Source organism: Rhizobium sp. PEPV16 (assembly GCF_008919455.1).
Taxonomy (GTDB): domain Bacteria; phylum Pseudomonadota; class Alphaproteobacteria; order Rhizobiales; family Rhizobiaceae; genus Rhizobium; species Rhizobium leguminosarum_Q.
On record NZ_VSZV01000274.1, the window covers coordinates 1 to 18949 of the forward strand.

Genomic DNA, 18949 nt, shown 5'->3' on the forward strand with positions numbered 1-18949 from the left:
CGGCTACGCCGGCAGGAAACGCCGGACCGGAGCAGGCTGCAGCCGAAACACAGGCACTTGCCGCATCGCCTGAGATCGCAAACATGATGGCCGCAGCCCCGACCGCCAAGGCCGCCACCATGATCGCGCAGAAGAGCTCGACCGTGAACCTGCCGCAGACAGCGACGCGTGCCGACGAGCAGATCATCCGCGGGTTGACCATGCTGCTCCTGGCGCTGACGGCGGCAAGCGGGCTGGCCGTCTGGCGGCGACGCCTCAAGGGCATTATCGCGGTCGGAGCCAAGCGAAATGGTCTCTAGGCTCTTCGCAAGCCAGAACGAGGAAGCGGCCGAATTCGAGCCGCTTCCGACCTATCTGGAACTCGCCATGGCCGCCGCCACGGCCCACGACATGCCGAAGCCTCGCCAGCGGAAGGGCTTCTTCCTCTGGCGTCTTTCCTCGATCGAAAAGGCGATCGCTTTTGCCATCGCCGGCCTTGCCTTTTATGGCTTGGCGCTGATCGGCGACGGTTTCCTGCTGAAGGCGAAAGCGGAGCTCTCCCAAATCCTGCTGAAACGCGCCTTCGCCGCGGAGCTTCAGGGGAAAGAGACAAAACCCTGGCCCTGGGCGGATTTCACCACGGAGGCCAAGGTGCGCGCCCCGCGCCTCGGCAAGGAGGCGATCGTGCTCTCCGGCGCCTCTGGCGAGGCTCTGGCCTTCGGTCCGGCCTGGCTCGCCAACACGCCGCAACCGGGCGAGGAAGGCACCTCCGTCATCGCCGCCCATCGAGACACGCATTTCCGCTGGCTGCAATATATAAGGCCCGGCGATACGATCGAGGTCACTCGCCGCGACGGCAAACTATTGACCTTCAAGGCCGGCGAGGGCCGCATCGCCCCGTGGGATGCCAACGGCATCGATCCCTCCTCCGATGGCCACCGCCTGGTGCTGACCACCTGCTGGCCCTTCAATGCAACCGAACGCGGGCCGCTGCGCTACATCCTTGAGGCAGAACTGGTCGACGACCAGGCAACGGGCTCGGTTCAGCCACCGAACACAAAGCCGTTATTGCAGACCGAATAAGGTTGAAGCTCTCCCCTGCCCGCTCCACGTTCAGCCTGGATAGACGACGGGGATGCAAGATGAAGAGAATGTCCGCCTTCCATTTCGCAGCAGCGCTGGTCCTGTTCAGCACGGTGTCCGCTGATGCGGCCGAAACCGTCAACACGCAGGAACTCGCCGTCCGTGTCGACAAGCTCGCCGACGGCCTCGAACATCCCTGGGCAGTCGAGGTGTTGCCCGATGGCGCCTATCTCGTCACCGAGCGGCCGGGCCGCATCCGCATCGTCCGCGACGGCAAGGTCTCCGGCCCGATTGGCGGCGTGCCCAAAGTCAGTGCCCGTGGCCAGGGTGGCCTGATGGACGTGGCGCTCGCGCCGGACTTTGCGACATCTCGCAAACTCTATTTCACCGCCGCCATCGCCAACAGCTGGGGCTCCGGCACCGAAGCGTTCAGCGCCACGCTTTCCACGGACGAGAAAACACTCGACGCCGTGACGCCTATCTTCACTATGCGGCGCTTCACCTCGGGCAACATCCAGTACGGCTCGCGCATCGCGATTGCCGCAGACGGTACGCTGTTCATCAGCGTCGGTGATCGCGGCAACCGCGACCGCTCGCAGAACTGGCAGGACGATGCCGGCTCGATCATCCACATCAATGCCGACGGCAGCATCCCTGCCGGCAATCCACTCAAGGACGGAGGCAAGGCGCTGCCGGAAATCTGGTCGAAAGGCCACCGCAATCCGCAGGGCATCACCTTCGACACCAAGGATGGCAAGCTCTATACCGTCGAACACGGCGCGCGCGGGGGCGACGAGATCAACCAGCCCGAGGCCGGCAAGAATTACGGCTGGCCGATCATCACCTATGGCCGCGACTATTCGGGTGCCGAGATCGGTGAAGGCACCGCCAAGGACGGGCTGGAACAGCCGCTCCATTACTGGGATCCTTCGATCGCACCAGGCGCCCTCGTCGTCTATCGTGGCGCCATGTTCCCGGAATGGGACGGCAATTTCCTCGTCGCGGCGCTGAAGTTCCAACTGCTCTCGCGCATGCAGCGCGACGACGGCGGCGCCTTCGTCACCGAAGAGCGCCTGTTCGAGGGCGAATACGGCCGCATCCGCGACGTCGTCGTCGCCCCCGACGGCGCCCTGCTGATGGTGACGGATGAGGACAACGGCGCGCTGCTCAGGATATCCAGGGCACAAGCCCGTAACGGCTGAGACTTCACAACGCGCCGCGCAGCTCCTTGCGGATGACGAATTTCAACCCGGACCAGATCTCGTCGACGGCGCAGACCTTGACGTCGACTAGGCCAGTTGGGAGCAGAACCTCCCGCAGCACGTCCTCGGTGATGTCAGTCGAAACCCGTGAACTCTTCTTCGGCCAGGAGATCCAGACCATACCGTCCGGTCTCAGGTCGCGAAAAAGCGCGGGCGCGATGGCCTCCAGCGCCGCACGTTCTGTCGTAAACAGATGCACATAGTCGAATGCACGTTGAGGCGTCTCGGGAAGCGTGTGGACGACCGAAGCAAAACCGTCGAAACCATTGATTTCGCCGATCGATTCGGGAATGCCGAGAAGAGCGGCTGCCTGCCCCTCTGCGAGGCCGAGTTTCCTGACGAGCGGCGTGCCGGAATAGCCTGCTGTCTCAGCTACCGCCGCACCGCCGGCCGGCTTCCGTTCTTCGCCTCGCATGTCTTCACCTCCGTCAACCGGCACCAAGTCTTCACCCTTGCCGAAAGCAAACACAACTGCTAACCGCTCGGGCACATCTCCTTCCCATCGAGGACGACATGACGCGCGTTCAGGCGAACCTCCTCCTATTGCTTGCAGCTGCCATCTGGGGCGGCGGCTTCGTCGCGCAGTCGACGGCGATGAAGGCGATCGGCCCCTTCTGGTTTATCGGTCTGCGCTTTGCCGTCGCCACCCTGGCCGTGCTGCCCTTCGTCCTTTTTGAAGCGCGCAAGGCAAAGGAGAAGACCAGCGCGCGCCATGCGAAGCTCTATATCCTGATCGGCCTTGCCCTTTTCGGCGGCGCAGCCACGCAGCAGGTCGGCCTACAGACGACGACGGTGACGAATTCCAGCTTCATCACCGGCCTCTACGTCGTTTTCGTGCCTGTTATCGCCGTGTTCTTCCTGCGCCGTGCCCCGCATTGGATCATCTGGCCGGGGGCGCTGATGGCGGTCACCGGCATCTATCTCCTGTCCGGCGGCCGTCTCTCGGCGCTGACACCTGGCGATCTGCTGACCGTCATCTGCGCCGTCTTCTGGGCGATTCAGATCACCCTTGCCGGCACGACCGTTTCCGAGACCGGAAGGCCGCTCGCGCTGTCCGCCACGCAATTTGCCGTCACCGCAGTCTGTGCGCTGGCCGTTGCCGTAGCCGTCGAACCTGTCAGCCTTTCGGCAATACAGGCCGCGGCGCCGGAGATCCTTTATGTCGGCATCTTCTCCTCGGGCGTGGCTTTCGTGCTGCAGGTGATCGGCCAGCGCTACACGACGCCCTCGCAGGCCGCGATCTTTCTTTCTTCCGAAGCGCTCTTCGGTGCCTCGCTTGCAGCCCTACTGCTCGGCGAAACGATGCCGGTAACAGGTTATGCAGGTTGCGCGCTGATGTTTATCGCTATGCTTGTGGTCGAACTCGTGCCGGGATTGACCCGCCGACGCCTGCCAGCCACGTGAACACGCGTCCAAATATGGGTGAGTCACCCGTCGGAAAAAAAATTCATCTGCCGCGGGAGACGCGTTCACGTTGCATTTTTGGGAAAATCTGCTCGGAACTTATATTGCAGACGATATAAAACGTTAATCATTCCCTATCGGCGAAGGAAATTTTCGCGTTTTTGCGCAAATTGGATATCGGCAGGGGTGTGCCAGGAACGACACGTTAAAAAACTTTTGCTTGCCAAAATCCTTTAAACGCAGCACTCTCAGCGCGTTCGGGCATTTTGCGAGCATGGGAAGTCCTTAAGTATTTGCGCGCCGGGAACGCTAATATCCCGGTCAGCCGGTTCCGAAAATGGCGGGCGAAAGTCCTGCCTGGAACAGGCCGAGGTAGAGGGGACCTTTTTCTCAAATTTCAAGAATTGCCTGCCAACACCTCCCGCCGGGAGGCAATGCTATGATGCTGCCCGTGTGGATGGCGGGCAGAGAGAAAAGGACCTGAGGCATGGCAGAGACTGGCACTGTAAAATTCTTCAATACCGACAAAGGCTTCGGCTTCATCAAGCCGGACCGGGGCGGCGCCGATATCTTCGTTCACATTTCTGCCGTTCAGGCCTCCGGCCTGGCCGGTCTGACGGAAAACCAGAAGGTAAGCTTCGACACGGAGCCGGATCGCCGCGGCAAGGGCCCGAAGGCCGTCAATCTGCAGATTGCGGGCTGAACCCTTAACAAGGCTGGCGAATTCGAGTTGAAGCCCGGCAGCAATGCCGGGTTTTGTCGTTCAGCCTTCGTTCAGCTAAAAATCTGTACGACTGTGACCATCGAGAAAGGGACCGGCGTTCGGTTCCCGGGATTAGGATTTATACTTATGAACAGGCTCGCCAAGACCCTTCTGCTGACGGCTACCGCTGCCGCGCTCACGCTTTCCGCCATCGGTGAAGCGTCGGCCCGCGACCGCCACTGGCGCCGTGATCACGGCAACAACGATGCCTGGGTTGGCGGCGCCGTCGGCCTTGCCACCGGCCTGATCGTCGGTTCGGCCATCGCCAACGCCAATAACGGTCCGGTTTACGACGAGCGCCGCTACATCGACCCGGCCTACGAGCCGGATTACTACGAGCCCGCTCCGGTCTATCGCGCGCCCCGCCGCGTCTATGTCGATCAGCCGCAATATTACGCGCCGGTCCGCACGGCGGTGGAGCCCTGGTCGCCGCAATGGCAGCGTTACTGCTCCTACCGCTACCGCACCTTCGATCCGCGCAGCGGCACCTATATCGGCAATGACGGTCGCAGCCACTTCTGCACCGCCGGCTGAATCGTCGAATATCCCTGATGCAAAGCGCCGCTTTTCAGCGGCGCTTTTGTTTTGCCTGGGTCAACCGGCCTTCTTTTTCCAGGGCAGCGACTCGGCCTCTGCATCAAAATCGGTCGAGACGCTGACGGTGCGCCACATCCGATCGGCTTCGATACGCGCCGCATCCGCCTTTTCGACATTGTGGACCGCATCGCTGCCGAGCAGCAGCCGGAATGGCGGTTCGTCGAGACCGGCGACGTGGATGACGACCGCAGCTGCTTTGGCAGGATCGCCAGGCTGGCGCCCATCATATTCACGCTGGAAGCGCACCGTGGCGCCGACCGTCTCCGCATAGTCCTGCCGCCCTTCGGCAAGCACCGTCGAGGAGCCGGCGAAATCGGTCCTGAAGCCGCCGGGCTCGATCACCGTCACCTTGATCCCGAATGGCGCGACCTCCTTCGCCAGCACCTCGGAAAAACCCTCGACACCGAATTTCGCCGCCGAATAGGCGCCGCGCCCGGCAGGTCCGATCCGGCCGCCGACGGATGAGAACTGGATGATGTGTCCCGCTCCCTGCCCGCGCATCAAGGCGATGACTGCCTTGGTCATGATGATCGTGCCGAAGAGGTTGGTCTCGATCTGGGCCCGGAAATCGGTAAGGCTGGTATCCTCGATCGAGCCGACATTGCCGTAGCCGGCATTGTTGACAAGAACGTCAATGCGCCCGAACCGCTTCACACCCGCCTTGACTGCCGCCGCTGCCGCCGGCTCGTCGGTCACGTCAAGCGCCAGCGTCAGCACCTGATCGCCATACCGTTCGGAAAGATCGGCAAGCTGGCCGGGGTCGCGCGCTGTCGCCACCAGATTGTCGCCGGCGGCCAATACCGCCTCCGCCAGCGCCCGGCCGAGACCGCGCGAACTCCCTGTTATCAACCAGACTCTGAACATCGGAAACCCTCCTTCTTTGGTTCCCGGTTCATGTATGGTCTATTGTATCCGATCGAAAGAAGGTACCCAGACGATCTATACACACCTTGAGGTAACTGACGTGAGCAGCGACATGTTCGATTTCTGCAACAGCATGACGGACGAACAGGATGGGCGGGCCCGTGAACTGATCGAACGGGCGGCGGCGAAATGGCCGCTGCGCATTCTGCATGTGCTCTCCGATGCCGGCGCACCCCTGCGATTCTCGCGCCTTTTGGAGCGGGTCGAGGGCATCAGCCAGAAAGTGCTGACGCAGACGCTGCGCACCCTCGAAAGGGATGGCCTCGTCATCCGCACGCTTTATCCCCAAGTGCCGCCGCGCGTCGAATATGAGTTGACGCCGCTCGGACACGACCTCCTCATGCAGGTCGTATCGCTCTGGCGCTGGATCGTCGAACACCTGGACGATTTCGATGCACGCAAAGCCGTGAAGCTGACGGCCGCCCGTGGCTAAGCCGGGATGCGGATCGTTGCCCTCAGTCCGCCGAGCGGGCTGTCACTGAGCGTGACGTTACCGCCGTGGCTGCGGGCGATGTCGCGGGCGATCGCGAGGCCGAGCCCGGTGCCTGATGCATCGAGATTGCGCGCCGTATCCAGCCGGAAGAACGGCTTGAACACGTCCTCACGGTTCTTTTCGGGAATCCCTGGCCCGTCATCGTCGAAGATGACGGTCAGCCATTTGGCATTGTGCTTGGCCTCGATGTCGAGCCTATCGGCATACCGGCGCGCATTCGAGGCAAGGTTGGTGACGAGACGCATGAAGGCGTTCGGCCTGACGGAAATATCGTCATCGCCTTCGATCGAATAGCTGAATTTTTTACCGTGCAGGGCGAAATCGGATTCCAGCTTCGCGAAGATCTCACTGAGTCTCAGCTCGCCGACATCCTCTTCGACCTCGCCGCGTGCGAAGGCCATATAGGCCTCCAGCATAGTCTGCATGTCGTTGACGTCGTCGTTGAGGCCATGCAGGTCGGGATTGTCGCCGGCCAGCGCCAGCTGCAGCTTGAAGCGGGTGAGGATGGTGCGCAGATCATGACTGACGCCGGAGAGCATCGCGGTGCGCTGCTCGATCTGTCGTTCGATTCGCTCGCGCATCAGAATGAAGGCAAGGCCGGCGCGCCTGACCTCGTCAGCGCCCCGCGGATAGAAATTATCGGGCTTCTGCCCCTTGCCGAAGCTTTCGGCTGCGCGCGCCAAGGTGAGGATCGGCCGGATCTGCCCGCGCAGGAAGAGGATCGAGATGCCGATCAATACCAGCGAGGTGCCGACCATCCAGACGATGAAGATATGCGTGTTCGAGGCATAGGTCTGGCTGCGCTTGGTCAGCACCCGCAGGATCTTGTTGTCGAGTTTGATGCGGATCTCGACGAGGTTCGAGTTGCCGACCGTGTCGATCCAGAAAGGCCGATGGATCTCGTCAGTGATCTCGTCGCTGAGGATGCCGTCGAGGATCGAGAAGAACGGCTTGACGCGCGGTGGCGGCAGGTCGCCGTCCGGCTCGATCGAGATCTGCAGGCTGAGCTGGTCGCGGGCGATGCGGATGATCTCGCTATAGTCCGAATTCTGCGGATAGGTCTCGATGATCTCGATGATCGCGGCGATGTCACGGGTAACCGCAAGCGACAGCCGCTCCGTTACCATTTGCCAGTGGCGCTCCATGAAAACGGCGGCGACGACGGATTGCAGGAGCACCATCGGAATGATGATGATCAGCAGCGAGCGCGCGTAAAGTCCGGTCGGCAGCCGCCGGCGCAGCCAGCGGACGATCGAGCGCCAGCCCGGCGCAGAAGTGCGGTCTTCCCGCCGCAAGCTTTCGATCGTCACCATCAGCGCCGGTCCCGAACCTTGAGTTTAGTCGATGCTCAGCCTGTATCCGATGCCGCGCACGGTCTGCAGCCAGACGGGATTGGCGGGATCGTCCTCGATCTTACGCCTCAGCCGGTTGATCTGCACGTCGATCGTCCGCTCGCCGACTTCGGTATCGTTGCCGATCAGTTCATGGCGGGGGATCGTGTCGCCGGCGCGCCGCGCAAAGAGCAGCATGATCTCCTGCTCGCGGTCGGTGAGCCGGATCACCTCGCTGGCTTTCTTCAGCTCCTTGCGGGTCAGCGAGAAAGTGTAGGGGCCGAACATCACCTGTTCGATCTTCGGTCCCTCGCCGCCGGCGTTGCGGCGCAGGATGTTGTTGATGCGCAGCACCAGTTCGCGCGGGTCGAAGGGCTTGGAAAGATAGTCGTCGGCGCCCGCCTCAAGGCCTTCGATGCGGTTGCCCGATTCTGCCAGCGCCGTCAGCATGATGATCGGGACGTTCTTGATGGCGCGAAGCCCGCGGGTAACCTCGATGCCGGATTCGCCGGGCATCATCACATCCATGATGATCAGGTCGAAGTCGAGACCCGCAAGCTTGCGCTGCGCCTCGGCGCCGTCGGCGGCGACGGTGACGCGGAAGCCGTTCTCGGCGAGATAACGATTGAGCAGCGCACGGATGCGGGAGTCGTCATCGACCACCAGCAAGTGCGCCGCATCATCGGAAATATCTGTCTTGACCGCCATTCAATCCGCCTTCTGTCTGTCCCGCATGCCGCTGAGGAAAGCTTTTACGCCCTCCCGCACCTCCGCAGAAGCCCCTTCGAATGCCCGCTCAATGCGGCGCGATTGCGGCTCGGCAAGGGCAAGCGCCAGCTCACGCCCCGATTTCGTCGGATAGAGCTTACGCTGCCGCCGGTCTTCAGGACCTGCCACCTGGCGAATATAGCCTGAGTCGATCAGCTGTTTCAGCACCCTTGCAAGGCTCTGCTTGGTGATCTTCAGCGTTTCGAGAAGATCGGCTACCGTCATGCCGGGATTGCGGTTGACGAAATGCACGACGCGGTGATGCGCCCGGCCGAAGCCGCTCTTTTCGAGGATAGCGTCAGGATCGGAAACGAAGTCGCGATAGGCGAAGAAGAACAGCTCGATGATCTCGAAATCGATGATATCAGTATCTTCCATCGGCGTGGCTAGCGGCTCCGGCTTGCCTGCTTTCGGGCCGGTCTGTCGTGACACTCGGCATTTCCTTTCTTTTCCGCGCGCTGCCGGAAGCTTTAGCGAAGATATGTCAGCCTCATTGACATAAATTTGCGTCGCTATTAGCTTCCGCGAACTCTGCGGGAGCCCCGTACGGTCTCTCATTTCCCTGGCATTTCCCTGGAAACCAAGGCCCGTTCGGCATTCCGACGCAATACGCGATTTCCCCTTGCGTCTGTGGATAAAACGTAATGGGGACAACAATCAACAGGCATGGCGCGTGAAGCGCCGGAGGAGTCTGGGGGAGATGATGCTCGATTATCTCGGTCAGGTCACTGAGGCGACCGGCGCCAACATCTTCTTCATCAAGGATGGCGTCATTCACACGCCGACCCCGGATTGCTTTCGGAACGGTATCACCCGCCAGACGTCATCAACCCGGTTTCCGAAATCGGCCCGTATCGCTTCACGCCGTCGACGATCTCGAAACACGGATGAACGACCACATGAAGGAAGTCTATCCGGCGGTGGTCGCCGCCGAATAAGACCTCACGCAATCGGTCCGGCTATCGCATAATTCCTTAAATCGGAATCGATTTAAGGATGCAGCAGTTCAAAGTGCTACAGCGTCCTTTGCGGCTCTCGAAAAGACGCGCGGCGCTGTAGATACAGACCCGTCGGGCCTTTTATCTATGCGCGCGTGCCATGACCAGTCCGGCGAGCGTCGAGAGAATGCCGCCGCCGATCAAGCCGCCGATGCCGTCGGCGATCAGGCCGGTCATAGCCGCTTCCCCACCGACCATGCTGAGCAGCATACCGCCAGCAACGCCGCCGATCGCACCCGCGATCGTACGGGCGACAACATTGATCGCCTGCTGCTTCAAAGCGGCGCTCGCGGCGTTGCCGCCGATTGCACCGGCAATCAATTGGGTGATGAGCGGAAGTAGCGCTTCCATGATTTCCTCCTCTGGCGATCTCCCCGACCGCCGATCCATGCCGAACCTTCGGCATATTAGTATATTATCATATTTCGGAGGAAAGCGTTAAGAAAAATCAACCGATGCGGGATTAAGGCAGGGAGAAGCGCCCCGGAACGAGGCGGTCCGACGTCCGCCTCGCCTCGTTTCTGTCGATCACGTCACTGATAGACGTAGACGATCCGGCGTGTACCGGGATCGACCAGCACCGGCCGGTCGTTGATCCTGGTATAGCGATACTCGTAATCCGGGATCGACTGGAAGGTGACATCGGCAGGCACTTCCGCGCCGACGACGACGTCACCGCCGAGCTGCACCGTCTCACCCGGATTGGTCTCGATGTAGGTGCGGACTGTCTCCGGTGGGGTGATGGTCTCGACCGCACCGACGGGGCCGAGCAACTCGTCGCCCGGTGCCGGCTGCGGATCGGCCGGAACGACACTCGCGGTCGATTCGTAAGTCACGCTGGGAACGCCGATCTCGGCGCGGTGCTGTTCGACGATAACAGAGGTGCCGCCATGATCGACCTGCAGATAATCGGCATAGACCCAGCCGCGCATGCCGTTGACGTCGACGCGGCACCAGCGGCTGCCTTCGATGCAGCCGTCGAGGACCGCGGTCGAGCCGCGGGTGGCAAGGCCGACCGAGGGATATTGCGGGCCTGGGCCGGCGCGAACGTTGAGATCATTGACCGTTGTCGCCATCATCTCCGCCTGCGCAAGACCGCCGCTCGCCAGGAGCACGGCTCCAGCCAACAGAATGTTTCTCTTCAAGGTCATATGAGCGTCTCCTTGGTTTCGATGGGCTGACAACGCGCGGGGTTCCACGATGTTCCCCGGCACTCCGCCCAGCGAAACGCCGCTTGTGGGAGATTTCATCCAAGTGCCTTGAAGAATTGAAGAAAAATCGATTTTTCCGCTCTACGACAATGGCGAAGAGAGGCATAAACTCTTGTTTCAGTCCGTCTTTTTGCCGTGAGGCAGGCCGCCATGGCGGAAGATTCCGGCTGTCCTTGCCGTGGTTTCGGACTATACCCGAAGCAACAGAGACACGAAGCGAGGCACATATGGGCATGCTCCAGGCCGGCATCATTCCGGTGACACCCTTCCAGCAGAACTGCACCATCTTCTTCGATCCCGATACCAAGGAAGGCGTCGTCGTCGATCCCGGCGGCGACGTGCCGCTCATCCTGCAGGCGATTGCCCAGTACGGCCTGACCATCAAGGAAATCTGGTTGACACACGGCCATCTCGACCATGCGGGCGGCGCCAGTGAATTGAAGGAGGCCCTCGGCATCGACGTGGTCGGCCCGCATCAGGACGATCTGCCGCTGCTGCAACGGATCGAAACGCAGGCTGAAAAATACGGCATATCAGGATTGCGCGACGTCGTGCCCGACCGCTGGCTGAAGGATGGCGACAAGATCTCTTTCGGCGCCCATGAATTCGAAGTCTATCACACGCCCGGCCATGCCCCCGGCCACGTCATCTATTTCAACCGTGCGCAGAATTTTGCCCATCTCGGAGACGTGCTTTTCAACGGCTCGATCGGCCGCACCGACCTGCCCGGCGGCAATCATCAGCAGCTTCTCGATTCGATCCGCGACAAGGTATTGCCGCTCGGCGACGACGTCGGCTTCATCTGCGGCCACGGCCCCGGCAGCCGCATCGGCGACGAGCGGCGAAGCAATCCATTCCTGCAGGAGATCAGACCTCGTGGAGGATCCGATCCTGCCACGTCGGGCGAAGCCCGGAACAACTAATGCATGTCGCCCAAAAGTGCGCAGCGGTTTTGGGATAACGACTTGCATAAAACAAAGACTTAAAGCGCGTGGCATGAATCCGATTCGACGCGACGCGCTTTAAGTGTAAGCTCGCGCTCACATCATTCTTCTGCCGTTCGGCACCGGCTGTCCGACTGCAGCAAGCACGATCGCGCCGTTCTCATCTTCGAAACCCAGCGTCAGCACTTCCGAGCGGAACGGCCCGATCTGGCGCGGCGGGAAATTGACGACGCCGAGCACCTGCCGGCCGATCAGGCTTTCCGTCGTATAATGCACGGTGATCTGCGCTGAGGACTTTTTGATGCCGATGTCAGGACCAAAATCGATCAGGAGTTTGAACGCCGGCTTGCGCGCCTCCGGAAAGGGGGGCTGGCTTCGATGATCGTGCCGACGCGGATATCGACACGCTCGAAATCGGCGTAGGTGATCTCTTCTGCCATATGGTCTCCGTCAGCCAGCCAGTTCCTCGGCTCGCTTGCGCGCCGCCGCAAGGGCTGCGTCGAACAAGGGCTGCATGCCGTCTTCGGCCATCAGCACGGCGAGCGCCGCCGCCGTCGTGCCGCCGGGAGAGGTCACATTCTCCCGCAGCCGCGAAGCGTCGTCGGGGGACTGGTGCATGAGTTCACCAGCCCCCGCGACTGTTTCCCGCGCAAGACGCATGGCGAGGTCCGCCTGCAGGCCGAGTTTACGGCCTGCCTCCGCCATACATTCGACGAGATAGAATACATAAGCCGGACCGCTGCCCGAAAGCGCCGTCACGGCATCGATATCGGCTTCCGCCGGCACCCATTCGACCGGCCCCGAGACGTGCAGAAGGGCATGGACGCGTTCGCGCTGCGGATCGCTGACCCCTGAATTCGCAAAAGCACCGGTAACGCCGCGCCCGACCATGGCTGGCGTGTTCGGCATGGCCCGCACCATGGCGGCCTTGCCGAGATGCTTCTCGAGGAAACCGAGCGTCTTGCCGGCCGCGACCGAGACGACGACCGTGTCCGGCCCGACGGCACTCTTCACCGCCGGCAGCACCGTCTCCATCACCTGCGGCTTGACCGCCAGAAACAGCACGCTTGCCTTCAAATCCGTAGGAAGCGCGGTCAGATGGGTCGCGCCAGCCTCGTTGATCGTCGAAAGCATCGCCGGCGACGGGCCCGGATCGACAACGATGACGGCCGAGCCCGGAACGCCGCTTTTCAGCCAGCCGGAGAGCATCGCCCCGCCCATGTTTCCGGCACCGATCAGAATGACGGGATGTGTCGAGGAGAAAGCCTTCGTCGGCATCTCAAGCCTCGCCAACCGTTTCAAACAGCACGGCTTCCATCGCCTTCGTCGCTTCCATGCCGGACCAGACGACGAACTGGAATGCCTGGAAGTAAGCTTCGCAGGTGTCAAGCGCGCTGGAAAGCAGCACCTCCACCTGGCGATTGGTAGGCTCCGCACCGCCGGCAAGCAGCAGCGATTGGCGGAAAATGACGACATCTTCCTGGCGCCAGAGGTCGAAATGACCCATCAGCACCTGCCCGTTGATCGCCGAGAGCAGCTTGACCACCTCGTTGACCCTGATGTCGGGAACTTTGATATCGAAGGCGCAGCCAAGGTGCAGCGCCTCGAATTCCTCCATCCAGGAGAAGGAGACGTGGTAGTCCGTCCAGCGGCCCTCGACCGTCATAGCGATCTCGTCCTCGCCGGACCGTTCGAACGACCAGTCGTTGTTGGAGGCAACGTACTCGATCATATCGACCGGGTTCGACTGACGCTCGACTTCCAATTCCATCAGGTTCATGCAGCACCTTCTTGACCGGAACGAATGCGACCTAACTTGGTGTACGAACACAAGAAAGACACACGCAAAATACCGGAACCACCACTCGGATGATCGTTGAACCGCTGCCAGACTTAACGCAGATAACCTGCCCGGAGCTTACCACGTCGCTTCGAATCATCATTTAAAATCAGTGTATAGCGCCCCTGGTCCCCTGCCAGCCCCCTGAACGGAAAATAGGACCGGCCACTGTGGAAAGGCTCTTCGAAATTCAATTCAGAAGGGAGAATAAGCGACTCTGCGAATTGGCTTTTTTGGCAGTGTCCACAGGTGGAAAACTCACCTGGTTTTTTTACGGAAGATGCGGCGTGTGGCATGAAGGCAACGCCGCATCTGTGTCGTATCGGGACTTAAGCGCCCTCGCCGGCAAGCTTCGCCTCGAGTGCTGCGATGCGGGCGCCAAGCGCCTCGTTCTCGTCGCGTGCCTTGATCGCCATCTCGCGCACGGCCTCGAACTCCTCGCGCTTGACGATGTCCATGCTGTTCAGCCAACGCTCGGCCTGGGCGTTGAAGGCGGTTTCGATCTCCTTGCGGACGCCCTGGGCGGCACCGGCCGCATCGGTCATCAGCTTGGCGAATTCGTCCATGATGCGGTTCGTTCCGGTCGTCATGGCGTTTTTCTCCCTTCGCATGAGGTGAAATTCAGCCCTTCAGGGCCTCGAGGATTGAGGTAGGGCTTCGCCATCGACGATGCAAGCGCTTTACACGGGATAAGCTTGCCGGAACCGGCCGGGAATGGGCCATCACGAACAATGGACTTGACCGTCCGGGATCGCAGCGGCATGTTCCGCGCAACTCAACAGGTGGAAAATCTTGCCGACAGCAGCCGATCTCCTTGCCATCATGCCTTTCCCGGATATCGATCCGATCGCCTTTTCGATCGGTCCGCTGGCGATTCACTGGTACGGTCTCGCTTACGTCGCCGGCATCCTGCTCGGCTGGGCCTATGCACGCCGCATCGCCGCCAATGACAGTCTCTGGCCCGGCAACGTCTCGCCGATATCAAAGACGCAGCTCGACGATTTCATCGTCTGGGCAGCGCTTGGCGTCGTCCTCGGCGGTCGTCTCGGCTATATTTTCTTCTATGATCTCCCCGCCGTCCTGCGCAGTCCCGTCCGTGCGCTCGAGATCTGGAATGGCGGCATGTCCTTCCACGGCGGCCTGACCGGCACGACGATCGCCATGATCCTCTTTGCCCGCCGCAACGCCATCCCGGTCTGGAGCCTGTTCGACATCGTCGCCGCCGTCGTTCCCTTCGGTCTGTTCTTCGGCCGCATCGCCAATTTCATCAATGGCGAGCTCTGGGGCCGGTTGACCGACGTGCCCTGGGCCGTGGCCTTCCCGACCGGTGGTCCCTTCGCCCGCCATCCGAGCCAGCTTTACGAAGCTGGCCTCGAAGGCATCGTTCTGCTCCTGGTGCTGGCCGCCTTCGTCTATGGCATGCGCGCGCTGAAAAGCCCCGGCTTCATTACAGGCGTCTTCGTTTGCGGTTATGCTTTGTCGCGCATCTTCGTCGAATTCTTCCGCGAGCCTGATGCCCAGCTCGGTTACCTCCTCGGCACGAACTGGCTGACCATGGGCATGGTGCTCTCCTCCCCGATGATCCTGCTTGGCCTCTGGGCGATGCTGCGGGCCCGCCGCCAGGCTGCGCTGCAGCTCTGAAACGGCAGGACGCGCGACATGACCACCGCTCTAGGCGAAAAGATCAAGGCGATCATCCAGGCCAACGGCCCGATCAGCGTCACCGATTACTTCTCGCTCTGCCTCGCAGACCCCGAACACGGCTATTACCGCACCCGCGAGCCCTTCGGCCGTTCCGGTGATTTCGTCACCGCGCCGGAGGTCAGCCAGATCTTCGGCGAGATGATCGGCGTGTTCATCGTCCATGCGTGGCAGCGCCACGGCACACCGACAGACGTCCGCCTCGTCGAGATCGGCCCCGGCCGCGGCACCATGATATCAGACATGCTGCGCGTCATCTCCCGCATCGCTCCACCGCTTTTCGACGCCATGACCGTGCATCTCGTCGAAACCAGCGAGCGCCTGCGCGACATCCAGAGCCAGACGCTCGAACCCCACGGCGAGAAGATCACCTGGCACGATGGCTTCGACGAAGTGCCACCCGGCTTCACGCTGATTGCCGCCAACGAACTCTTCGACGCCATCCCGATCCGCCAGTTCGTCCGCATGCCGACGGGGTTCCGTGAGCGCATGGTCGGTATCGACGCCGATGGCGAGCTGACTTTCGCCGCCGGCGTCGCCGGCCTCGATCCTACCTTGCTGCCCGAACCGGTGCAGAACGTGCCGGTCGGCACCCTCTTTGAGATCTCGCCTGCCCGCCAGGCGGTGATGATGGCGATCTGCGAGCGGCTGCGCGCCTTCGGCGGCACGGCGCTTACAATCGACTACGGCCATCTCGTCACCGGCTTCGGCGATACGCTGCAGGCCGTGCGCATGCATGAATTCGACCCGCCGCTCGCCCATCCCGGCGAAGCCGATCTGACGAGCCATGTCGACTTCCAGCAGCTCGCCGAAACGGCGCTTGCGGCCGGCCTCCATCTGAACGGCGCCCTGCATCAGGGTGATTTCCTGACCGGCCTCGGCATCATCGAGCGCGCAACCGCCCTCGGCCGCGATCGCGAGCCGCAGACCCAGCAGGTCATCCAGGCGGCGGTCGAAAGGCTCGCCGGCGCCGGTGAAGGCCGGATGGGCGAACTCTTCAAGGTGATGGCGGTCTCCTATCCCGCCCTCGATCTCATGCCCTTTCGTCCGGTGGATTGACAGGGCGCACGCGGCTGGTTCAACATCCGCCCGAAACAAGAACTTGAAGCGCGCCGCATATGCGATGCGCTTGGGATAATAACAAACCCCTCGAAAACCCCGGAATCACAGATGCAGGACGCGGCCTCTCCCGCACCGATCGAAAGCGCGCTGCTGAACGAAGCGACGGGCGCCACGATCCGGCACGGATATTTCACTCGAGCCGGCGGCGTTTCGGAGGGGCTGTATCGTGGCCTTAACGTCGGCCTCGGCTCCAGCGACGAACGCGACAAGGTCCTGGAAAACCGCCGTCGCGTCGCCGCTTGGTTCGGCTTGCCGGTCGAGCGGCTGGCAACCGTGCATCAGGTCCATTCCCCCGATGTCGTGACGATCGGCGCCGATTACGACGGCGCCCGCCCCGATGCGGATGCGATGGTAACGCGCACCCCTGGCATTGCGCTTGGCGTGCTCGCCGCCGATTGCGGACCCATCCTGTTTGCCGACCCGGACAATCGCGTCATCGGTGCTGCCCACGCCGGCTGGAAGGGCGCGCTGACGGGCGTGCTCGAAAACACCATCGCCGCCATGGAGGCACTAGGTGCGGACCGCGCTCGCATCGTCGCTTGCCTCGGCCCCTCAATCAGCCAGGCGAGCTATGAGGTCGGCCCTGAGTTCGTCGAGCGTTTCGTCGCCGAAAACCCGGAGGACCAGCGCTTTTTCGTGCCTTCCGCAACGCCCGGCCACGCCATGTTCGACCTGCCGGCGCTGACCGTCGACCGGTTGACGAAAGCCGGCGTGCGTGCGGAAAGCCTCGGCCTCTGCACCTATCCGGACAACGAGCGCTTCTTTTCCTACCGCAGGACGACACATCGCAAGGAGCCGGATTACGGCCGCCAGATTTCCGCGATATCAATCAGGGAGACTTGAGCAGAATGGCACTGCACTTCGAAAAGGCCGAATTCGCAAGCCGGCTTGCGCGCCTCACCGAGAAGATGAAGGAAGAAAAGCTCGACGCCTTGCTGCTCTTCGCCCAGGAAAGCATGTACTGGCTGACGGGCTACGACACCTTCGGCTACTGCTTCTTCCAGACGCTGGTCGTCAAGAGCGACGGCACCATGGCGCTGATCACCCGCTCGGCCGATCTTCGCCAGGCCAGGCATACCTCGATCCTCGAGGACATCCATATCTGGGTCGACCGGGTCAATGCCGACCCGACGCTCGACCTGAAGAACCTGCTGGTCGAGATGGACCTGCTCGGCGCCCGCATCGGTATCGAATATGATACGCACGGCATGACCGGCCGCGTCGCCCGGCTGCTCGACGCGCAATTGACCACCTTCGGCCAGATCGTCGACGCCTCCTACCTCGTCAGCCGCCTGCGCCTGATCAAGAGCCCGACGGAGGTCGCCTATGTCGAGCGTGCCGCCGTTCTCGCCGACGATGCGCTCGATGCCGCGATCCGGCTGACAAAACCCGGCGCCGACGAGGCCGATATCCTCGCCGCCATGCAGGGCGCGATCTTTTCCGGCGGCGGCGACTACCCCGCCAACGAGTTCATCATCGGCTCCGGCGCCGACGCCCTGCTTTGCCGCTACAAGGCCGGCCGCCGCAAGCTCGACGCCAACGACCAACTGACGCTCGAATGGGCCGGCGCCTATGCGCATTACCATGCCGCCATGATGCGCACGATCGTCATCGGCGAGCCGACGCATCGCCACCGCGAGCTATACAACGCCTGCCGCGAAACAATCGAAGCGATCGAGACCGTGCTCAAGCCCGGCCAGACCTTCGGCGATGTCTTCGACATGCATGCCAGGATCATCGACGAGCGCGGCCTGGCCCGCCACCGGCTAAATGCCTGTGGTTATTCGCTCGGCGCCCGCTTCTCGCCCTCCTGGATGGAGCATCAGATGTTCCATGTCGGCAATCCGCAGCCGATCGAGCCGAACATGTCGCTCTTCGTGCACATGATCATCGCCGATTCCGATACGGGCACGGCGATGACGCTCGGCCAGACCTATCTGACGACTGCGGATGCGCCGCGCGCGCTATCCCGCCATCCGCTCGATTTCATCGGGCTCTGACCGGTGAGAATCCGGAATTGACAGACGACCGTCCCCACCCGCATAAATTCGGGTGGGGCTGATTGCGATTGCGGGAAGGACGGACCAAGGGATGACGCGAGCTGCGATTGTGCCCACGCTCCTGTTCGTCATGGCTTTGCTGACAGCCTGCAACACGACCGATGCGCTGACGCCGCAGGTCGACATCGGCAATTCCTCCGGGGGCGCCCCGTCGAGCCCGGTGACGCAGAGCGAAGCCGAGCGCTTGGCAGGCACCCGCCAGCCGAGCTTCTCGGGAAGCTCGCAGCAGGGCGGCTACCATCCAGCCTATGATCAGTCGCAGCGGGCCTATCGACCCGGCACCGGCGCGGCGCCGACGACGATGCAGGAACAGGCAGACGCCCTGTCGAGAAGCGGCTCCTCACCGGCCGCCTCGGCCCCGATCGACGGACAATCGCTGCCCCCGCCGGCGGCCAGTGGTGAGCTTGCCGCACAGCCGGCTCCGCCGGCCGAGGCGCAACAGCCGCAGCAGACCGCCGCCCTCCCCCCC

At 62.1% G+C, this 18949-nt stretch carries 21 protein-coding genes and 4 pseudogenes; 14 read left to right on the forward strand and 11 right to left on the reverse strand.

Features of this window, described 5'->3' with window-relative positions:
• The 3 genes and pseudogenes from FY112_RS12020 to FY112_RS12030 form a co-directional block, all read left to right on the forward strand.
• Positions 1-299, forward strand: a pseudogene (locus FY112_RS12020) (marine proteobacterial sortase target protein); the annotation flags it as partial.
• Positions 289-1062, forward strand: a complete 774-nt coding sequence (locus FY112_RS12025) for a class GN sortase (protein WP_151518472.1) — start codon at positions 289-291, stop codon at positions 1060-1062. The pseudogene FY112_RS12020 and the gene FY112_RS12025, both read left to right, overlap by 11 nt.
• Positions 1063-1121: 59 nt before the next feature.
• Complete coding sequence (locus tag FY112_RS12030) at positions 1122-2264, forward strand: PQQ-dependent sugar dehydrogenase (protein ID WP_151518473.1); 1143 nt, start codon at positions 1122-1124, stop codon at positions 2262-2264.
• 4 nt (positions 2265-2268) lie between these two features.
• Here FY112_RS12030 and FY112_RS12035 read toward each other — a convergent pair whose 3' ends face one another.
• On the reverse strand, positions 2269-2739 hold the full coding sequence (locus FY112_RS12035) for a hypothetical protein (protein ID WP_029873307.1): 471 nt from the start codon (positions 2737-2739) through the stop codon (positions 2269-2271).
• 98 nt (positions 2740-2837) lie between these two features.
• Here FY112_RS12035 and FY112_RS12040 point away from each other — a divergent pair, with 98 nt between their 5' ends.
• The 3 genes from FY112_RS12040 to FY112_RS12050 all read left to right on the forward strand — a co-directional run bounded on the left by FY112_RS12040 (position 2838) and on the right by FY112_RS12050 (position 5025).
• Positions 2838-3728, forward strand: a complete 891-nt coding sequence (locus FY112_RS12040) for a DMT family transporter (protein ID WP_029873306.1) — start codon at positions 2838-2840, stop codon at positions 3726-3728.
• A gap of 487 nt (positions 3729-4215) precedes the next feature.
• Positions 4216-4431, forward strand: a complete 216-nt coding sequence (locus FY112_RS12045; RefSeq protein ID WP_003561293.1) for a cold-shock protein — start codon at positions 4216-4218, stop codon at positions 4429-4431.
• Between the two features lie 147 nt (positions 4432-4578).
• Positions 4579-5025 carry a BA14K family protein gene (locus FY112_RS12050; protein ID WP_151518474.1) on the forward strand — a complete coding sequence of 149 codons (447 nt, stop codon included), beginning with the start codon at positions 4579-4581 and terminating at the stop codon, positions 5023-5025.
• A gap of 60 nt (positions 5026-5085) precedes the next feature.
• Here FY112_RS12050 and FY112_RS12055 read toward each other — a convergent pair whose 3' ends face one another.
• Positions 5086-5952 (reverse strand): oxidoreductase, encoded by an 867-nt coding sequence (locus tag FY112_RS12055; RefSeq protein WP_131624005.1) that lies wholly within the window; start codon positions 5950-5952, stop codon positions 5086-5088.
• 34 nt (positions 5953-5986) lie between these two features.
• Between FY112_RS12055 and FY112_RS12060 the strand changes: the two genes are divergently transcribed.
• Positions 5987-6445 carry a helix-turn-helix domain-containing protein gene (locus tag FY112_RS12060; RefSeq protein WP_080658215.1) on the forward strand — a complete coding sequence of 153 codons (459 nt, stop codon included), beginning with the start codon at positions 5987-5989 and terminating at the stop codon, positions 6443-6445.
• Here FY112_RS12060 and FY112_RS12065 read toward each other — a convergent pair.
• The 3 genes from FY112_RS12065 to FY112_RS12075 are packed head-to-tail and all read right to left on the reverse strand — an operon-like array spanning position 6442 to position 9036.
• Positions 6442-7818, reverse strand: coding sequence for an ATP-binding protein (locus tag FY112_RS12065; RefSeq protein WP_017961457.1), 1377 nt, complete (start codon positions 7816-7818; stop codon positions 6442-6444). The genes FY112_RS12060 and FY112_RS12065 overlap by 4 nt on opposite strands.
• Positions 7819-7842: 24 nt before the next feature.
• The gene (locus FY112_RS12070; RefSeq protein WP_011652933.1) at positions 7843-8544 is read right to left on the reverse strand and encodes a response regulator transcription factor; all 702 of its coding nucleotides are present in this window, start codon (positions 8542-8544) and stop codon (positions 7843-7845) included.
• The gene (locus FY112_RS12075) at positions 8545-9036 is read right to left on the reverse strand and encodes a MarR family transcriptional regulator (protein ID WP_017989072.1); all 492 of its coding nucleotides are present in this window, start codon (positions 9034-9036) and stop codon (positions 8545-8547) included. It abuts the gene before it with no gap.
• Positions 9037-9257: 221 nt separating this feature from the next.
• On the opposite strand from FY112_RS12075, the pseudogene FY112_RS38585 reads away from it, so the two are divergent.
• Positions 9258-9542 (forward strand): annotated as a pseudogene (locus FY112_RS38585) (aminotransferase class IV); the annotation flags it as partial.
• A gap of 141 nt (positions 9543-9683) precedes the next feature.
• Here the strand turns inward: FY112_RS38585 and FY112_RS12085 are convergent.
• Together FY112_RS12085 and FY112_RS12090 are read right to left on the reverse strand one after the other, a co-directional pair.
• Complete coding sequence (locus FY112_RS12085; RefSeq protein ID WP_003541697.1) at positions 9684-9953, reverse strand: hypothetical protein; 270 nt, start codon at positions 9951-9953, stop codon at positions 9684-9686.
• A gap of 182 nt (positions 9954-10135) precedes the next feature.
• Complete coding sequence (locus tag FY112_RS12090) at positions 10136-10753, reverse strand: DUF1236 domain-containing protein (RefSeq protein WP_131630504.1); 618 nt, start codon at positions 10751-10753, stop codon at positions 10136-10138.
• 287 nt (positions 10754-11040) lie between these two features.
• Here FY112_RS12090 and FY112_RS12095 point away from each other — a divergent pair, with 287 nt between their 5' ends.
• The gene (locus tag FY112_RS12095; protein ID WP_151518475.1) at positions 11041-11736 is read left to right on the forward strand and encodes an MBL fold metallo-hydrolase; all 696 of its coding nucleotides are present in this window, start codon (positions 11041-11043) and stop codon (positions 11734-11736) included.
• 117 nt (positions 11737-11853) lie between these two features.
• Here the strand turns inward: FY112_RS12095 and FY112_RS12100 are convergent.
• From FY112_RS12100 to FY112_RS12115, 4 genes and pseudogenes are all read right to left on the reverse strand, one after another.
• A pseudogene (locus FY112_RS12100) lies at positions 11854-12197 on the reverse strand (tRNA-binding protein).
• 10 nt (positions 12198-12207) lie between these two features.
• Complete coding sequence (gene proC / locus FY112_RS12105) at positions 12208-13035, reverse strand: pyrroline-5-carboxylate reductase (RefSeq protein WP_131624013.1); 828 nt, start codon at positions 13033-13035, stop codon at positions 12208-12210.
• Between the two features lies 1 nt (position 13036).
• On the reverse strand, positions 13037-13537 hold the full coding sequence (locus FY112_RS12110) for a YbjN domain-containing protein (protein ID WP_003541709.1): 501 nt from the start codon (positions 13535-13537) through the stop codon (positions 13037-13039).
• A 389-nt stretch (positions 13538-13926) separates the two neighbouring features.
• Complete coding sequence (locus FY112_RS12115) at positions 13927-14187, reverse strand: accessory factor UbiK family protein (protein WP_131709464.1); 261 nt, start codon at positions 14185-14187, stop codon at positions 13927-13929.
• 202 nt (positions 14188-14389) lie between these two features.
• On the opposite strand from FY112_RS12115, the gene lgt reads away from it, so the two are divergent.
• From lgt to FY112_RS37640, 5 genes and pseudogenes are all read left to right on the forward strand, one after another.
• Positions 14390-15238 carry a prolipoprotein diacylglyceryl transferase gene (gene lgt, locus FY112_RS12120; RefSeq protein ID WP_131624017.1) on the forward strand — a complete coding sequence of 283 codons (849 nt, stop codon included), beginning with the start codon at positions 14390-14392 and terminating at the stop codon, positions 15236-15238.
• Between the two features lie 18 nt (positions 15239-15256).
• Positions 15257-16357 carry a class I SAM-dependent methyltransferase gene (locus tag FY112_RS12125; protein WP_094088749.1) on the forward strand — a complete coding sequence of 367 codons (1101 nt, stop codon included), beginning with the start codon at positions 15257-15259 and terminating at the stop codon, positions 16355-16357.
• A gap of 111 nt (positions 16358-16468) precedes the next feature.
• Positions 16469-17263: a peptidoglycan editing factor PgeF gene (gene pgeF, locus FY112_RS12130; protein WP_094088750.1), complete on the forward strand. Its 795-nt coding sequence runs from the start codon at positions 16469-16471 to the stop codon at positions 17261-17263.
• A 5-nt stretch (positions 17264-17268) separates the two neighbouring features.
• Entirely contained in the window at positions 17269-18420 is a 1152-nt protein-coding gene (locus FY112_RS12135; protein WP_017961468.1) for a Xaa-Pro peptidase family protein, read from the forward strand.
• 91 nt (positions 18421-18511) lie between these two features.
• Positions 18512-18949, forward strand: a pseudogene (locus FY112_RS37640) (hypothetical protein); the annotation flags it as partial.

What these genes read in the sequence shown, in the direction of transcription:
- FY112_RS12045 (WP_003561293.1), top strand. Translation starts at nt 4,216, where the DNA reads ATGGCAGAGACTGGCACTGTAAAATTCTTCAATACCGACAAAGGCTTC.
- FY112_RS12090 (WP_131630504.1), bottom strand. Translation starts at nt 10,753, where the DNA reads ATGACCTTGAAGAGAAACATTCTGTTGGCTGGAGCCGTGCTCCTGGCG.
- FY112_RS12135 (WP_017961468.1), top strand. Translation starts at nt 17,269, where the DNA reads ATGGCACTGCACTTCGAAAAGGCCGAATTCGCAAGCCGGCTTGCGCGC.
- FY112_RS12050 (WP_151518474.1), top strand. Translation starts at nt 4,579, where the DNA reads ATGAACAGGCTCGCCAAGACCCTTCTGCTGACGGCTACCGCTGCCGCG.
- FY112_RS12070 (WP_011652933.1), bottom strand. Translation starts at nt 8,544, where the DNA reads ATGGCGGTCAAGACAGATATTTCCGATGATGCGGCGCACTTGCTGGTG.
- FY112_RS12115 (WP_131709464.1), bottom strand. Translation starts at nt 14,187, where the DNA reads ATGACGACCGGAACGAACCGCATCATGGACGAATTCGCCAAGCTGATG.
- FY112_RS12025 (WP_151518472.1), top strand. Translation starts at nt 289, where the DNA reads ATGGTCTCTAGGCTCTTCGCAAGCCAGAACGAGGAAGCGGCCGAATTC.
- FY112_RS12065 (WP_017961457.1), bottom strand. Translation starts at nt 7,818, where the DNA reads ATGGTGACGATCGAAAGCTTGCGGCGGGAAGACCGCACTTCTGCGCCG.
- FY112_RS12030 (WP_151518473.1), top strand. Translation starts at nt 1,122, where the DNA reads ATGAAGAGAATGTCCGCCTTCCATTTCGCAGCAGCGCTGGTCCTGTTC.
- FY112_RS12125 (WP_094088749.1), top strand. Translation starts at nt 15,257, where the DNA reads ATGACCACCGCTCTAGGCGAAAAGATCAAGGCGATCATCCAGGCCAAC.
- FY112_RS12055 (WP_131624005.1), bottom strand. Translation starts at nt 5,952, where the DNA reads ATGTTCAGAGTCTGGTTGATAACAGGGAGTTCGCGCGGTCTCGGCCGG.
- FY112_RS12095 (WP_151518475.1), top strand. Translation starts at nt 11,041, where the DNA reads ATGGGCATGCTCCAGGCCGGCATCATTCCGGTGACACCCTTCCAGCAG.
- proC (WP_131624013.1), bottom strand. Translation starts at nt 13,035, where the DNA reads ATGCCGACGAAGGCTTTCTCCTCGACACATCCCGTCATTCTGATCGGT.
- FY112_RS12040 (WP_029873306.1), top strand. Translation starts at nt 2,838, where the DNA reads ATGACGCGCGTTCAGGCGAACCTCCTCCTATTGCTTGCAGCTGCCATC.
- FY112_RS12035 (WP_029873307.1), bottom strand. Translation starts at nt 2,739, where the DNA reads ATGCGAGGCGAAGAACGGAAGCCGGCCGGCGGTGCGGCGGTAGCTGAG.
- pgeF (WP_094088750.1), top strand. Translation starts at nt 16,469, where the DNA reads ATGCAGGACGCGGCCTCTCCCGCACCGATCGAAAGCGCGCTGCTGAAC.
- FY112_RS12085 (WP_003541697.1), bottom strand. Translation starts at nt 9,953, where the DNA reads ATGGAAGCGCTACTTCCGCTCATCACCCAATTGATTGCCGGTGCAATC.
- FY112_RS12060 (WP_080658215.1), top strand. Translation starts at nt 5,987, where the DNA reads ATGGTCTATTGTATCCGATCGAAAGAAGGTACCCAGACGATCTATACA.
- FY112_RS12110 (WP_003541709.1), bottom strand. Translation starts at nt 13,537, where the DNA reads ATGAACCTGATGGAATTGGAAGTCGAGCGTCAGTCGAACCCGGTCGAT.